Origin of the sequence: Mycobacterium sp. 050272 (genome assembly GCF_039023525.1) — a bacterium.
Taxonomy (GTDB): domain Bacteria; phylum Actinomycetota; class Actinomycetes; order Mycobacteriales; family Mycobacteriaceae; genus Mycobacterium.
The window spans coordinates 529,616-544,990 of record NZ_JBCHKV010000001.1; the positions used below are offsets into that span (position 1 = coordinate 529,616).

General features: G+C 66.5%; 13 protein-coding genes. 8 read left to right on the forward strand and 5 right to left on the reverse strand.

The annotated features are described in order from the left end of the window. Positions 1–32 precede the first annotated feature (32 nt). Positions 33–716, reverse strand: a complete 684-nt coding sequence (gene grpE, locus AAHS21_RS02680) for a nucleotide exchange factor GrpE (protein ID WP_342926156.1) — start codon at positions 714–716, stop codon at positions 33–35. Next, positions 713–2,575 carry a molecular chaperone DnaK gene (gene dnaK, locus AAHS21_RS02685; RefSeq protein WP_342926157.1) on the reverse strand — a complete coding sequence of 621 codons (1,863 nt, stop codon included), beginning with the start codon at positions 2,573–2,575 and terminating at the stop codon, positions 713–715. Before dnaK ends, grpE begins: the two co-directional genes overlap by 4 nt. A 412-nt stretch (positions 2,576–2,987) precedes the next feature. Here dnaK and AAHS21_RS02690 point away from each other — a divergent pair, with 412 nt between their 5' ends. Beyond that, complete coding sequence (locus AAHS21_RS02690; RefSeq protein WP_342926549.1) at positions 2,988–4,154, forward strand: sulfotransferase; 1,167 nt, start codon at positions 2,988–2,990, stop codon at positions 4,152–4,154. Between the two features lies 1 nt (position 4,155). Here the strand turns inward: AAHS21_RS02690 and AAHS21_RS02695 are convergent, their stop codons facing one another. Further along, positions 4,156–5,049, reverse strand: a complete 894-nt coding sequence (locus tag AAHS21_RS02695; protein WP_342926158.1) for a LysR family transcriptional regulator — start codon at positions 5,047–5,049, stop codon at positions 4,156–4,158. A gap of 143 nt (positions 5,050–5,192) precedes the next feature. Here AAHS21_RS02695 and AAHS21_RS02700 point away from each other — a divergent pair, with 143 nt between their 5' ends. From AAHS21_RS02700 to AAHS21_RS02725, 6 genes are all read left to right on the forward strand, one after another. After that, positions 5,193–6,683, forward strand: coding sequence for an aldehyde dehydrogenase family protein (locus AAHS21_RS02700; protein WP_342926159.1), 1,491 nt, complete (start codon positions 5,193–5,195; stop codon positions 6,681–6,683). A gap of 10 nt (positions 6,684–6,693) precedes the next feature. Then, a complete protein-coding gene (locus tag AAHS21_RS02705; RefSeq protein WP_342926160.1) occupies positions 6,694–7,644 on the forward strand; it encodes an amidohydrolase family protein in 951 nt (316 codons plus the stop codon). 209 nt (positions 7,645–7,853) lie between these two features. After that, positions 7,854–8,438 carry a hypothetical protein gene (locus tag AAHS21_RS02710; RefSeq protein WP_342926161.1) on the forward strand — a complete coding sequence of 195 codons (585 nt, stop codon included), beginning with the start codon at positions 7,854–7,856 and terminating at the stop codon, positions 8,436–8,438. 23 nt (positions 8,439–8,461) lie between these two features. Then, positions 8,462–8,953: a hypothetical protein gene (locus AAHS21_RS02715; RefSeq protein ID WP_342926162.1), complete on the forward strand. Its 492-nt coding sequence runs from the start codon at positions 8,462–8,464 to the stop codon at positions 8,951–8,953. A gap of 97 nt (positions 8,954–9,050) precedes the next feature. Then, positions 9,051–9,548 (forward strand): oligopeptide transporter substrate-binding protein, encoded by a 498-nt coding sequence (locus AAHS21_RS02720; protein ID WP_342926163.1) that lies wholly within the window; start codon positions 9,051–9,053, stop codon positions 9,546–9,548. Between the two features lie 68 nt (positions 9,549–9,616). Then, the gene (locus AAHS21_RS02725) at positions 9,617–11,269 is read left to right on the forward strand and encodes an Hsp70 family protein (protein WP_342926164.1); all 1,653 of its coding nucleotides are present in this window, start codon (positions 9,617–9,619) and stop codon (positions 11,267–11,269) included. Here the strand turns inward: AAHS21_RS02725 and iniC are convergent. Then, a complete protein-coding gene (iniC, locus tag AAHS21_RS02730) occupies positions 11,263–12,762 on the reverse strand; it encodes an isoniazid-induced dynamin-like GTPase IniC (protein ID WP_342926165.1) in 1,500 nt (499 codons plus the stop codon). The two genes, AAHS21_RS02725 and iniC, sit on opposite strands and share 7 nt — an antisense overlap. Next, a complete protein-coding gene (locus tag AAHS21_RS02735; RefSeq protein WP_342926166.1) occupies positions 12,759–14,600 on the reverse strand; it encodes a dynamin-like GTPase family protein in 1,842 nt (613 codons plus the stop codon). Before AAHS21_RS02735 ends, iniC begins: the two co-directional genes overlap by 4 nt. Before the next feature lie 256 nt (positions 14,601–14,856). Here AAHS21_RS02735 and AAHS21_RS02740 point away from each other — a divergent pair, with 256 nt between their 5' ends. Then, complete coding sequence (locus AAHS21_RS02740; RefSeq protein ID WP_342926167.1) at positions 14,857–15,342, forward strand: hypothetical protein; 486 nt, start codon at positions 14,857–14,859, stop codon at positions 15,340–15,342. Positions 15,343–15,375 lie beyond the last annotated feature (33 nt).

Sequence of the window (15,375 nt, forward strand, 5' to 3'; positions counted from 1 at the left end):
TTTCGCTGTTTCGGTTGTGCTGATTCTGTGCCTTAATCACCGGCGGTGTCGGCATTTTCGTCGGTGTCGCTCGCAGCGGGGTCCGCACTCGGCGAGGCACTGGCGTCGTCGCCCGCGCCCGAGACCGTGTCCACGACGCCAACCAGGGCGTGACGCAACACGTTCTCGCCCAGTTTGTAGCCCTCGCGCATCACGGTGCCGATCACCGGTTTGGAGCCCTCGCCGCCATCACCTTCGTGTTGGACGGCTTCGTGTAGCACCGGGTCGAAATCTTCGCCCTCGGCCCCGAACGCCACCAGACCGAGTCCGCTCAGCGCGCTCATCAGCTTGTCGGCAACCGACTTCAGCGGACCCGATTCCAGGTCACCGTGCTTGCGCGCGCGCTCGAGATCGTCGATCACGCCCAGCAATTGGCTGACAACGGTGGCCTTGGCCCGATCCGCCGCGGCCTGCTGGTCGCGCAGCGCACGCTTGCGATAGTTCGCGAAGTCGGCTTGTACCCGTTGCAGGTCGGCGATCAGTTCGGCCGCCTTGCCCGCCTCCTCCGGAGTTTCGCCGGCGAACGACTCGGACGCTGCCCCGCCCGGCGCCCCAGCTGTTTGGGGGCCGGGTGGGACATCGCGCACTTCTCCGGTCTCGGGATCAATCCGCCGCTTGTCGGTGACCGTTACCTGTTCTTGGGGATTGCCATCCCGTTGTTGATTTCCTTGAGTCACTTGGACTCCCGGTCGTCGTCGACCACCTCCGCGTCCACGACATCATCTGCGGAGCCGGATGAGCTGCCGGACTCGGCGCCGCCGGCCTGGCCGCCGGCCGCTTGAGTGGCTTCGTAGATCGCCTGACCCAGCGCCTGAGACTCCTGGCCCAGCTTCTCCATCGCCGCCTTGATCGCGGAGATGTCGGTGCCGCCCAGCGCCGACTTGGCCTCGGCGATCGCGCCGTCGACCTTGGCCAGCGTCTCCTCGGGAACCTGCGACCCGCCCTCGGCTTCGCGCTGCTCCTTGATGAACTTCTCGGTCTGGTAGACCAGCGACTCGGCCTGGTTGCGAACGTCGGCCTCTTCGCGCCGTTTGCGGTCCTCCTCGGCGTGCGCCTCGGCGTCCTTGATCATCCGGTCGATCTCCTCCTTGGACAGGCCGGAGCCCTCCTGGATTTTGATCGTGTTCTCCTTACCGGTGCCCTTGTCCTTGGCGGTGACGTGCACGATGCCGTTGGCGTCGATGTCGAAGGTGACCTCGATCTGTGGGACACCGCGTGGAGCCGGTGGGATACCGGTCAGCTCGAACGAGCCGAGCAGCTTGTTGTGCGAAGCGATTTCGCGCTCACCCTGGAAGACCTGGATCTGCACCGACGGCTGATTGTCGTCGGCCGTGGTGAAGGTCTCCGACCGCTTGGTCGGGATGGTGGTGTTGCGTTCGATCAGCTTGGTCATCACGCCACCCTTGGTCTCAATGCCAAGGCTCAGCGGTGTGACATCAAGCAGCAGAACGTCTTTCACCTCACCCTTGAGGACACCCGCCTGCAGCGCGGCACCAACAGCCACCACCTCATCGGGGTTGACGCCCTTGTTGGGCTCCTTGCCGCCGGTGAGCTCCTTGACCAGCTCGGTCACCGCCGGCATGCGGGTGGAACCACCCACCAGCACCACGTGGTCGATCTCGGACACCGAGATGCCGGCGTCCTTGATGACCGACTGGAACGGCTGACGCGTGCGGTCGAGCAGATCCTGTGTGATGCGCTGGAATTCGGCACGGGTCAGCTGCTCGTCGAGGAACAGCGGGTTCTTGTCCGAGTCGACGGTGATGTAAGGCAGGTTGATAGAGGTGCTCTGCGAACTCGAGAGCTCGATCTTGGCCTTCTCGGCGGCCTCACGCAGCCGCTGCATCGCCATCTTGTCCTTGGTCAGGTCAATTCCGCTGGTGCCCTTGAACTTGTCGACGAGCCACTCGACGACACGGTCATCCCAGTCGTCACCACCGAGGTGGTTGTCACCACTGGTGGCGCGGACCTCGACCACACCCTCGCCGATCTCGAGCAGCGAGACGTCGAACGTACCGCCACCGAGGTCGAAGACCAGGATGGTCTGTTCCTTCTCGCCCTTGTCCAGGCCGTAGGCCAATGCCGCCGCGGTCGGCTCGTTGACGATGCGCAGCACGTTGAGGCCGGCGATCTGGCCGGCTTCCTTAGTGGCCTGACGCTGGGCGTCGTTGAAGTACGCGGGCACGGTCACGACCGCGTCGGCGACGTCCTCACCCAGGTACGCTTCCGCGTCGCGCTTCAGCTTCTGCAGAATGCGGGCGCTGATCTCCTGAGCGGTGTATTTCTTGTCGTCGATCTCGATGGACCAGTCGGTGCCCATGTGCCGCTTGACCGAACGGATGGTGCGGTCAACGTTGGTGACCGCCTGGTTCTTGGCGGGCTGGCCGACGAGCACCTCACCGTTGCGCGCGAAGGCGACGATAGACGGTGTGGTGCGTGAGCCCTCGGAGTTGGCGACGACCACGGGGTCGCCACCTTCCAGGACTGCGACGACGGAGTTGGTGGTCCCGAGGTCGATACCGACCGCACGAGCCATAGTGATTCCTCCTGATTGTGTAGAGCTTCTTTGGTGCCACTATGCTGAGTGAACCCCGCTCAAGTCTGCCCCCGAGGGTGCCGACCTGTCAACCCGGTATTGAGTCTGGGTCACTCAACTTGTCGATGATGCTAACGATTGGTGTCGGCAGCTTGTTCCCGGGGGCCTTACGATCTTTGCAACGGGTTTGATCAGCCCGAGTACCAGCGGTTACGGCCCGGTTGTCAAATTCGCCGTGTCTTGGAAATGACGTTCTTGTTAATTACGCATGCGTAGCACAACGAATCCGTAGCGTCCGCACTTGTCTAGTACATGTGCCTGAAATTCCTCCGCCAGAAGGGTGATGCGTCATGACTGCTCCGCGGGTCGTCGTTTCCCGGCGCACCACCCCACAGTGTCGGCTCCACCTGCGATGAAGGCCGGCTGTTCGACCTCGCGATCTGCGTGGTGGCACGAGTGGGCCGCCCCGTTGTGGATCGGCTGCAACTTCACCGCCTGGATGCGCCTGCTGATCCGCAACCGCTTCGCGGTGCACTGGAGCCGCTGGCACTACGCCGTGCTCTACACCGGCCTGTCCGTCGTCAACTCTTTCCTGGGGACGTGGCAGAACATCGTGTTCAGCAGGCGGGTCGCCAACACGGCCGTCGGCCATGCGCCGATCTTCATCATCGGGCACTGGCGCAGCGGCACCACCATGCTGCACGAAATGATGGTGCTCGACGAGCATCACACCGGTCCGACGACTTACGAATGCATTGCGCCGCACCACTTTCTGCTGACCGAGCGGTTCGCCCGCTTCGCCGAATTCCTCACGTCGAAGCATCGCGCGATGGACAACATGGACATGAGCATGGCGCACCCACAGGAAGATGAGTTCGCCTGGTGCATGCTGGGACTGCCCTCGCCCTACCTCACCATCGCGTTCCCGAATCGGCCCACCCAGGACGAGCATTACCTGGACATGGACCAGCTGAGCGCCCAAGAACTGGAAACTTGGAAGCAGACCTTCTTCCGGTTCGTTCAGCAGCTGTACTTTCGCCGCCGCAAGGCAATCGTCCTGAAGAGTCCGACGCACAGTTTCCGGATCAAGGTGCTGCTGGACATATTTCCGCAGGCGAAGTTCATCCACATCGTCCGAGATCCGTACGTCGTCTATCCCTCGACCGTGAACCTGTTCAAGTCGTTCTCCCTGGTGCACGGGCTGCAGCGGCCAACCTTCCAGGGACTCGATGAAAACGTCCTGTCCAACTACCTCGACCTGCATCGGAAGCTGGACGAAGGACGCGAACTCGTTGACCCGTCACGGTTTTACGAGCTGCGCTACGAGGATTTGATCGGCGATCCCGAGGGCCAGCTGCGCAGGATGTATGAGCATCTGGACCTGGGTGACTTCGATCGGTACCTGCCACGGCTGCGGAAATACCTCGACGACAAGGCTTCCTACCGCACGAACAAGTACGAAGTGACGGCCGAACAGCGCGCGATCATCGCGGAGCGCTGGGCCGAGGTGATCGATCGCTACGGCTACGGGGCGGTGGCCGAGGATGCGGCGCTTGAACAGGTAGCCATCGCAAGCTGATTCAGCGGGACGCGACTTCGTCGATCAGCGCGAGGACGGCGCGGGTAGCCGCGCTGGTCGACCGGGCCGCGGATGTGGTGACGAACAGTCGCCATTCGAGGTCGTAATCGCTGACGCGCAGCGTGGCCAGGCCGAAATCGTCGATCTCGTCGAGGATGGTCCAACTGAGAAAGCCGATCCCCAGGCCGTTGCGGATGTAGGTCGCGGCCGTGCCGAGGTCGGCGACCTCCACCGCGACGGTCCGTTCCACACCGGCGGCGGTGAACGCGTTGTCGATCACGGTTCTGGTGCCGTATCCCGGCGGGCTGTCGACGAACGACATTCCTTCCAGCTCAGCCAGCGGCACCGAATCACGTTGGGCCAGTGGATGATCGGCCGGTACGACCAAAAGTAGCGGAACAGCCGCGACGAGCCGGGCGTTTAGGTCGGCCGGCGGCGGGCCGGTGAAGACCAGAAAGGCGACGTCGAGATCGCCGTCGCGCAGCTGGCGGGCGAGGCCGGCCGATCCCGCGCTGGCGGCCCGCAAGTGCACCGTCACTCCCGGATGCCGGGTATGCAGTTCGGCCAGCACCGCGGGCATGTCGATCACGCTGATCGACGTCAGAATCCCCACCGTGACGGTGCCGCGGATTGAGCCGCGGGTGGCGTTGACGGCGTCCTTGGCCGCGCGGGCGGCATCCAGGGTTTCGCGGGCACGGGGTCGCAGCTCCTCCCCCGCTGGAGTCAGCTCGACACCCGCCGAACCCCGGACGAATAGCTCTGCGCCGAGTTCTCGTTCCAGCGCCTTGATCGTCGCCGACACACCCGATTGGACGACGTGCAACTTTTTCGCGGCCTCGGTGAAGCTCCGGTTATCCGCGACGGCGAGGAAGTACTCCAGATGACGCAGCTCCATGCAGCAATTATCACCGCCCGTGCTAGTACCCATCAGAACATTTCGTTGGCCCTGATGCCGCAGGTAACCGTAGCGTCGACGACGTCGAGCGTGACTGACCGCCCGTCGACCGCCCCCACCCCCCAACCTTGCTGGACGTGCCAATGACTCTGCAAGCTCCCGCCCTGACCAGGACCAGAACACGCTGGTCGTCTGCCTCCACCGACGACCAATTCGTCGTCGAGAACCCCGCGACGGGCCGAACCGTCACCGTGGTGCAGGGAGCGGGACCCAACGAGGTCGACCAGGCGGTGCGCAAAGCCCACGCCGCACACTTGCGCTGGAAGCAGCGGCCGGCCCGGGAGCGCGGGGGCTATCTGCGTCAGATCGCCGAAGTCATCCGCGCGCATGCGGACGAACTCGCGGTGCTCGAGTCACGGGAAATGGGCAAGCCGATCGCCCAGGCGCGCCAGTTCGACCTCGAAGCGGCGATCTCGATCTTCGAGTTCTTCAGCAGCATCGTGGAGAGCCTGCCGAACAAGGCACGCGACCACGACACCGTCCTGGACGTCACGACGCTCGAGCCGTACGGCGTGATCGCGGCCATCGTGCCGTTCAACTGGCCACCCATCCACACCGCCGGAAAGATCGCTCCGGCACTGGCCGTCGGCAACGCCGTCGTGCTGAAGCCACCGGAGCAGACCCCATCGGTCGTGCTGCGCATGGTCGAGCTGATCCAGTCGGTGCTGCCGGACCGCGTGGTGCACGCCGTGCCGGGCAAGGGCGAGGTGGGTGCCGCGCTCGCCGGACATCGCCTGGTGGGCAAGGTGTCCTTCACCGGGTCGCCGCGGACGGGTTCGGCCGTGATGCGCAACGCCGCCTGCAACCTGACCCCGACGCTGATGGAACTGGGCGGCAAGAACCCGTTGATCGTCTTCGACGACGCCAACATGCACGAAGCGCTGATGGCGGCCATCGACGGTGGCTTCTTCAACCAAGGCGAGGCGTGCACCGCATCGTCGCGAATCCTGGTGCAGGACAAGATCTATAACGAGTTCGCCGCGAAGCTGTGCAAGGCGGTGACAAAGCTGCGGGTGGGTGACGGAGCCGATCCCACGACGGACGTTGGGCCGTTGGTCACCCGTGCGCAGCAGAAGCAGGTGCTGGACTACCTCAAGCTCGGGGTGGCCGAAGGCGCGCGTATCGCCGCCCAGGCGCCGCTGCCCGACGACCCTCGCCTGGCCGACGGGTTCTATGTGTCGCCAACCGTGCTGACCGACGTGACTCCGCGGATGCGGGTCGCCCGGGAGGAGATTTTCGGACCGGTCGTCACGCTGATCCCGTTCACCGAGGAGGTGGAGGCGGTGCGAATCGCCAACAGCACTCCGTTCGGACTGGTGGCGGCGGTGTTCACCCAGGACGGCGACCGCGCGTTGCGGGTGAGCCGGCAGATCCGGGCCGGCGCCGTCTTCGTCAACAACTATGTCCGGATCGCGATCGGCACCGGATTCGGCGGGGTCGGCCACAGCGGATTCGGACGCGAGCACGCCGAGGAGACGTTGGCCGAATACGGCTACACCAAGACGATTCGGTGGGCCGCCAAGCGCGACGAACTGCCGTATTGGACCGCGGCCAGCCGCGTGCTGGAGAGCTGAGGACAGCTAAGTGCGAACCATCGCACTCGAAGAGCATTACGCCACAGCGGGATTCCTGAGCGGACCGGGGAGCTGGCTCGCATCGCGCGCGGGCGTGATCGAGCCCATCGCCGATCTCGGCGACGATCGCATCACCGCGATGGACGAGGCGGGTATCGATCTGGCGGTGCTGTCACTGGCCGCGCCCGGTGTCGAGCAGCTGGACGGCCCGAAAGCCGTTCCGCTGGCCCGCGAATGCAACGACGAACTCGCGGCAGCGGTCGCCCGGTACCCCGGGCGGCTGGCGGGCTTCGCCTGCGTGCCGATCAGCGCGCCCGACGCGGCGGCCGACGAATTGGAGCGGGCGATGCGCACGCTCGGCTTCGTGGGCGCGGTGATCAACGGGCACAGCCAAGGTCGCTATCTGGACGAACCGTTCTTCGAGCCGATTCTCGATCGCGCGGCGACGCTGAACGCTCCGATCTATCTACACCCGACGATCCCGCCGGCGGGTGTCATCGAGTCCAGCTACGCGGGGTTCTCCCCCGAGGTCACGTTTGCCTTCGCGACCGTGGGGTGGGGCTGGCACATCAACACCGCCACACACCTGCTGCGGCTGATTCTCGGTGGCGTATTCGACCGCTACCCGCAGTTGCAGATCGTGATCGGGCACATGGGCGAGGCGACGTCGTTCATGCTGCCCCGCTTCGACGCCACGCTGGGGCCGGAACTGACCGGACTGAACCACCCCGTGAGCACCTACCTGCGCCGCAACGTGCACTACACGTTCGCCAACTTCAATGACGAAGCGACATACGCCAACCTGGTCGCCCAGGTCGGGATCGACCGGGTGGCGTTCTCGGCCGACTATCCGTTCGGGTCGATGAAGGCCGCCCGCGCGTTCCTGGATGGGCTCGCGCTGACCGACGACGAACGGGCGCGCATCAGCCACCGCAACGCCGAGAAGCTGCTGGGTCTGTGACTTATCCGGCTGCCGACCCCTGCGGCCAGCAAGACTCCGGTGAACTGCGCCACACTCCCATGGTGCCTCCGAGCGTTCGGTCACCACGCGCCTGCGGCGTGGCCATAACACTTTGCTATCGACGGCATTCCAAACGCGCGTCGCCCCAACACAATGCGCCGTCTGCTACGTAGTCTGCTTCTGATATCTCCAAGATTCGGGAGCGACGCGTGCGGTTTTCGCAGAGGACACGGTGGAGTCTTGCCGGTGGAACCTTGCTGCTTTCGCCCGTATTGGTGATCAGTCCCATGCTGATCAACGGCTGCTCGTCCGTCATCGAGGGCAGACCGGTCGCCGCGCCGGGCGCCGGACCGACCGAACCCGCATTTCCCGCACCGAGGCCCAGCGCCGCGCCGTCGAACCCCACCGGGATCCCGCCGACGACGCCGGTCAACCCGAACGCACCGGCCGGCGCGATTCCGCTGCCGCCCGACCAGAACGGCTACGTCTTCATCGAGACCAAGTCCGGCGTCACGCGCTGCCAGATCAACAAGGACAGCGTCGGGTGCGAGGCACCGTTCACCGACTCACCCATGCAGGATGGTGAACACGCCAACGGCGTTCACATCACCTCTGCCGGTTCCGTGCAGTGGATCTTGGGCAACCTGGGCGCCATTCCCACCGTCCCGATCGACTACAAGACCTACGATGCGCAGGGCTGGACGATCGAGGCGTCCGAGGCCGGTACCAAGTTCACCAACGCGCGGACCGGACACGGCATGTTCGTCAGCGTGGAGAAGGTCACCACGTTCTAACCCAGGTCAGTACGATCGGTGCCGTGGCAGGCCCCCCGGACGACTTCAGCAACGAGGCGACGCGGTATAGGGGCGTCGGCAGGGGCGATCACACACCGGCCGATGAACCGCCGCCGCCCGCTCCGCACCCGACGGAGCCCCCGCTGGATCCTTTCGACGAGGACACCGAACCCACCCCGTGGTACCGCAAACCGGTAGGGCTCATCATCTGGGGCCTGTCCGTTGCGATCCTGATCGCCCTGATCGTCTATGGGATCATCGAGCTCATCGGAGACCAGGGCACCAGTAACGCCCCGAAAACCACCACGACCACGCCGCATTCCACCACCACCATGACGACGACCACGACCACCACGACGAGTCCGCCGTCGGCCACCACGACCACCGAGCCACCCACCAGCAGCGCCGTCGAGTCGCCGGAGCCGCAGCCGACGCATCAGCCGACCCAGCAGCAACCGACGCGTCGCCATCACTGGCCATCGTGGCTGCCGACGACCGTGCCCGCGATCCCCTAACGAGTTGGTTGCAATTAAGTCAACGTTTGACGGCCGATCCGAACCTGCCCGTGTGGGTCCCACCTCGGCCGACACCGCCCCGATAGTCTCAGCGACCATGGCAAGGCACGCGCCGGCAGACCATTTCGTCGACGACGAACCGACCGTCTACATCCACTACGGAGACGACGAGTACGGCAGCGCGCAGCCCGACCCTGACGACCCGATTCCGGGTTGGCGTAAACCAATTGCGTTGGCCGGGTGGGGCGTGCTCATCGCGGTCCTGATCGCGCTGATCGTCTGGGGCATCATCCAGCTCCTGCGTGGCGCCCCGCCACAGGAGCCGGTAACGGGCCCCACTTTGGTGCCGTCCACCTCGACGCCTCGATCGTTCAACACGACCAGCGCGGCGCCCACGGTGTCGAGCGAGCCGCCGGCCACCACACCCACCGACACTCCGACGGCGTCCACCGAGGACACACCGCCCTCGACCGCCACCACCACTGCGACCACGCCGTCGGGCCAGACGTACCCAGTGCCACAGCTGCCGTCGGTGATCACGCTGCCCCCGCTGCCCGGGCTACCGACCGAGATCACGCTGCCGCCCGGTCTGTGAAACGGGCCCCCACCTAGACTCGCGGGAACCCACAGCCACATTTACGACAACGCACAGGGGAACGCCAGATGTCCGAGTCGCTCGGGTTGTCCATCGGGATGGCCAACCTGGTCGCGGCCCGTGCCGGTGGCGACGCGGTGACTCGCAGATCCGTGCTCACCCTGTTCGACCAGCGGGCATCCGAAGTAGGCCTGCCGGAGGAAAGTCCGGATCCGGCCGAAGCCGGCCTGGTGATGCGGGGGTTCGTCGAACGGGTCGGGGACCGCACTCCGCTGGTGGCCGCCGACGGGACGAAGTACCTCGGCGACGCGCTGACGGTCGAAGCGCTCGAGGCGATGGCCCGGACCGTCGACTACGGAACACCGGTCACGATCGCGGTCCCCGCGTACTGGTCGCCGGCGCAGTCCGCGGCCCTGCGTGAGGAATTCTTCGCCCAGCCGGGCCTGGCGCCGGGTGGCGTACCGCCGGCGCTGATCTCCGATGCCACCGCCGCACTCACCGCGCTGCGAGCCGAACCCGACTTCCCGACCGAGGGCATCGTCGCGTTGTGCGACTTCGGCGCCGGCGGCACCACCGTGACGCTGAGCGACGCCGGGTCGGACTTTGCCCAGATCGGGCCGTCGGTGCGGTATGCCGAATTCTCCGGCGACGGGATCGACGAGCTCATCCTCGATCACCTGCGTGAGGCCATTCCGGCCGACACAAGCGGCGGCGTGGCCAGCACGACACGGATGGGCTCGATGGCCCGCCTGCTCGAACACTGCCGCCGCGCCAAGGAAGAGCTGTCGACAACGACCACGACCACCCTGCCCGCGGTCACCGGCGAGGATGTTGAGTTGTCCCGCAACGAGTTCGAAGAACTCATTTCCGGTCCGCTGGACGAATTCGTTACGGGCATCGAAAACATCTTGCAGCGCAACGACATTCCGACCTCCAGTCTGACCGCCGTGGCCACGGTCGGTGGTGGCGCAGCCATCCCGCTGCTGGCCACCCGCCTTTCCGAACGTCTCGGGGTGCCGGTGCGCACCGCGCCGCAGCCGGGGCTCACCGCCGCACTCGGCGCCGCTGTCTTCGGCCAACAACACCCCTCCCCGAGCGCACTGGCAAGTCCCGTCGCCGAGAACCCGACGCAATTGGCCGCCGCGGCACCGTCCGACATGACCCAGGTCATGCCGAACGCCCGGGTCGAAGAAGAGCGTCCGCTGGCGTGGTCGGAGGACGACGACGAGGAAGATCCCGTCCCCTACACCGGCCCCGAGCACAGCGGCCAATATGTCCGCGACGCAATGGATTTCGAGGACGGCGACGACGGCCCTTACCCCGCCCCGCCAGTGTGGTACCAGCGTCCCGCCGTGGTGTTGAGCCTGGCTGCCGCAGCCGCGGCCGTCCTGGTGGCCGTGATACTGGCGTTGACGCTCGGCGAGGAGAAGCCCGCGCCGGTGCAGACCCCGCCTACTCAACCGACGGCCCCCTCGCCGGAGCAGACGGTGACGATCACCGAGTCGAACACCAACCCGGCCACGACGACGACGCCGCCACCGCCACCACCGTCGACCACCACCACCGAGGCGCCACCGGTGACAACGACCACGACCGAGGCGCCGCCCACCACGACCTATCAGCCGCCGAGCACCACCACGGCCCCGCCGCCCACGACCACCTTTACGCCGCCGCCGCCGACCGAACGGGAGAGGCCGCACTGGCCGTGGCGGCGCTACTGAGGCCGAGCGCCGTGGGCGGCGAATTCAGCGACCATCGCCTCGGCGCTGCGCACCGCGGCACGGCACGCCTTGGTGGTGAATGGGTCGTTGAGCGGATGCTCGGCCCGGCGGCGCCAGCGCTGCGCCGCGGCGAACGCCGCCCGCGGCCCCTCGCCGGGGTCGGCGTTCTCGGGATCCAGGCCCAGCCTGCTGGCCGGGCGGGTGCCCGATCCGCCGATGATCCGGCGCAGCGACGCCAGCTCTTCATCATTCAAAGACGTTGGGCGAGAGGATAATTGGCTGAGCAACCGAAGCTCTTCGAACGCGTGCGTGTCGGCCAGTAGCGGGTCGATGTCGGCGATGATGTAGGGCGTCGCGACGATCGGGAACGCCTCCACGAACCGGCGCAACGACACCAGCGCGGTGTGCGCCTTGAGCATGTCGGAGCGTTGCGCGAATTGCTGATCGATGACCTCGCGCAGCGCCATTAACCCACTGCGCTCGAGTAATTCGTCGGCCAGCCCCGCCGCGTCGGCGACACCGGTGGCCAGCACAGCCAACGAAATCCGTAGCCCGAACATGCCGAACCGGTCCAACAGCTGGGCGCGGGTGGCCGCGTCGACGGGCAGCGGGCTCTCGACACGAACGAAACGGTCCACGCTCAGCATGGCCTTGCTGAGTTCGGTCTTGTCGGCCGCGGCCAGCTTCTGCAGGGCGATGAACTCACTTTGGCGCAGCGTGCGCGCGGTCAGCGCCAACAGCCCCGAGACCGGCACCACGGCTTGGCAGATGCCGGTCTCGTTCATCTCCTTGGTGAATCGCTGCGCCACATCGGCCGCCGACAGCATCGCGTCGATGCGGCCCGCACCGATTTCGTCCGCCCGGGAGGCCACGCCGACGATGCCCAGCGCGCCCGCGGATCCGCCGACGAGTTGCCCAATCTGCTTGAGCAGGGCGATATCTGCGGCGTTGAGAGTACGCAGCAGGAATACCACCGCGTCCACCCGCGGCACCCCGTCGGGGGGCACCAGCAGCCGCAGCGTGCGATCCGAGGCCTCCCGCGTCAGCGACGACGTTCCCGGGGTGTCGATGATCGTGGTCTCCACCAGCTCTTCGGCGGGCCACTCGACGTCCAGATCGGCCACGTCGGCCGGGTTGAGTGTCCGGAAGTCGAAGGTCAGTCCGGCGCTGTGGCTGATCGGCACGTTGGAATGCCTTCCACCCCAATGGTTTGCGGTGACCTTCGGCGTGGGGCCGTGCCGGAACCAGGTTACGATGCGGGTGGCCTCGGTGGCATCGGTCGGGGCGATGTCTTGACCCACCAAAGCGTTGAGCAGAGTGGACTTTCCGGCCTTGAGCGTGCCGGCCAGGGCGATGCGGATCGGCTCGTTGAGCCGCGCGCCGATGCGGTCCAGTTCGTAGAAGACTTCCGGTCGGTTCCGGAACGCCGGCTCACCACGGTAGGCCTGGATGGTCCCGCCCAAAATCGCACGCACTCGATCGCTAGTGCTCACACCCGTCCTACGGTCACCTGGGGCATCAGTTTGTCCACATTGTCGGTGACCTGGTTCAGGATATTCAACTGCCGCTCGAGTTCACGGATCTTGTTCTCGCGTTCGGCCTCTTCCACATGCGCAGCGGCGATGGTGGACTGCAGCGATTCGTTGAGCGAACGGGAGATCTCGTTGGCGATGTCGCGGTAGTGGTCGCGCAGCGTGCGGTGGATGATCTTGAGCCTGTCGCGAGATTCCTTGCCCACCACGAACGAGACGTCGTCGACGAAGCGCCGCACGTTCGTCTTGGCTTCTGCGCGCGCCCGCAAAAGCCGGTTCTCCTTGTCCTCCTTGTAGGCCATGCGGCCAAGGATCAGACCGGCGCCCACCGACAAGGGGTTGAACAGGCCGAGCCCCGCCACCGAGGACAGCATGCCAATCATCACCACGCCGCCGTAGGAACCACGCAGCCCGCTCACCATCTTCTGGCCCTTGCCCGCCGGCTTGGACTCCAGGTCGGATACCGACTTGAGCTGGCCGAAGTCCTCGCCCATCGCGCGTTGATTCAGCTCGGGCGTCAGCACCGAATCCAGCCCTGCCGCGGCGAACGAATTCGCCACGTCTTCGGCCAACTCCTCGGCGCGTTGGTAGGCCCAGACGAAGTTGTCCCCGACGGCGGTGGCCACCGCTTCCTCGACGTCGCTGCCGATTTCGGCCCAATGCCGGGTCGGGTCGCACGAATCGATCTGTCGCTCGATGTCCTCGGTGAGCGCGCGGAAGCGGGCCCGCATGTCGTGATCGACGTCGGTGCTCAGGTCGGTGAAGCCGTCGTTGAGCACCTGCTGCCACAACGCGGTCTGCTCCAGCGCGTCCAGCGCGTCACGCTTGCGCCGCTCCAGGTCGTCGGCAAGGCGGTCACGAAGCCCCGGGTCGTTGACGACCGCGAGCTCCGAACCCGCAGCCATCGTCAATTGTTCTGCCGCCGAACGGATATCGCGAAGGACCTCGTCGCGCACCCGGTCGCTCTCTCGGGAGAGCACCCGCTCGCTGAGGAACTTCACGACCGCCGGGAAGTTGGATTCCTCATTGAGTTCGGTGTCGTTCTGCGTGACGGCGTGGCTGCGCAGCAGTGACGAGACCGGCAGGATCGGCATCGACACCCCGGCGCGCTGCAGGTGCCCGGCGTTGGCATCGACGATGTCGCGCCAGTGCGGGTAGAGGTCGGTCTTGGTGGCCGCCAGCACGGCGACCGGGCAGATCCGATGCGCCTGCCGGATGAACCACATCTCCGGCTCGGTCAATTCCTGGCTGGTGTCGCTGACCATGATCAGTGCGTCCGCGTTGGGCAGCAGTCCGAGCGTGGCCGACAAGTGCGGCTGCCCGTGGCCGCCCACACCCGGGGTGTCGATGAACGCCAGCCCGCCCTGCAGCAGCGGGCTGGGCGCGCCGATCTCGACGCGCAGCACTTCCCGGTTGCCGGCTTGCGGCGCTCGTCGCAGATCGGTGTTGATCTCGTCAATCGGGATGTCGACGGGCACGGGCTCGCCATTGGGGCCTGCGGCGACGATCAGCCGGGCCGACGGCGGGTCGCCATGGCTGACGACCGTGATGACGACGGTGGCCTCGTCGTCGCCGACGCGCGCCACCGGCAGGTTGAGCAACGAGTTGAGCAGCTGACTCTTGCCCTGCTTGAGTTGCCCCGCGATGACCACTCGGATCTGCGGGTCGGTGATGCGTTCGCGGGCACGCACGAGGCGCTCCTTGAGGTCATCGCGGTCGTTGACTTCGGCGATTGCGATGGTGTGGTCGATCAGCTCGACGATCACGCTGACGCGCCTCGGATCACTGGCTTGAGTCACCGCGGTTCCCCACTTTCTCGCATCTGTGATTACCGTATGCGCGCGAATCGGCGGGGATCATAAGATCCCCGCCGTTCCGCTAGGTCCGCGCGCGTTACCCGTGTGGGCCGCCGACGTGCGACGGCGACGGGTGCGCGGCCGGCGCGGGTTCGTGCACCGGAGCCGGAGCGTGCGGAGTGCCTTCGAACACCGATGGGCTGTGCGGCGCTGGAGCGTGCTCGACCGGAGCCGGCGAATGCTGCACCGGAGCCGGTGAATGCTGCACCGGCGCGGGCGAGTGCTCGATCGGCGCATGCTGAGCCGGGGCCGGCGAGTGCTGCACCGGGGCCTGCTGCGCTGGCTCATGAATCACCGGTCCGCCCACGCTGCCGTGGCCGCCTGCACCGCCCGAACCGCCACCCTGGAAGACCGAGCCGGGGTTCGACGGCGGCGTCGCGTGACCGCCGACACCGCCTCCGGCGCCGCCGCCACCCTGAATCACCGGGGCCTGTCCAGCAGGCCCGGCCGGGCCGTGAGCGCCGATGCCGCCTCCGCCGGCGACACCGCCGCCGCCACCGAGCGTCGCGCCCTCCTGGCCGAGGATGCCGCCGTGGGCTCCACCGCCGGCACCCGCGTTGATGCCGCCGCCGGCTCCACCGGACGGGAAGCCACCGCCGACGCCGACCCCCGCAGCGCCGCCGGCTCCAGCGTGGCCGCCCAGACCTGCGCCGCCGGCCCCGCCGACTTCAGCGTGACTGCCTAGGCCGGCACCACCGGCAACAGCCGCGGATTGCGG

Bases quoted from the DNA above. Each gene is read 5' to 3' on its own strand.
- dnaK (WP_342926157.1), bottom strand. From the start codon at position 2,575: ATGGCTCGTGCGGTCGGTATCGACCTCGGGACCACCAACTCCGTCGTC.
- AAHS21_RS02690 (WP_342926549.1), top strand. From the start codon at position 2,988: ATGAAGGCCGGCTGTTCGACCTCGCGATCTGCGTGGTGGCACGAGTGG.
- AAHS21_RS02695 (WP_342926158.1), bottom strand. From the start codon at position 5,049: ATGGAGCTGCGTCATCTGGAGTACTTCCTCGCCGTCGCGGATAACCGG.
- AAHS21_RS02700 (WP_342926159.1), top strand. From the start codon at position 5,193: ATGACTCTGCAAGCTCCCGCCCTGACCAGGACCAGAACACGCTGGTCG.
- AAHS21_RS02720 (WP_342926163.1), top strand. From the start codon at position 9,051: ATGGCAAGGCACGCGCCGGCAGACCATTTCGTCGACGACGAACCGACC.
- AAHS21_RS02725 (WP_342926164.1), top strand. From the start codon at position 9,617: ATGTCCGAGTCGCTCGGGTTGTCCATCGGGATGGCCAACCTGGTCGCG.
- AAHS21_RS02740 (WP_342926167.1), top strand. From the start codon at position 14,857: ATGCTGCACCGGCGCGGGCGAGTGCTCGATCGGCGCATGCTGAGCCGG.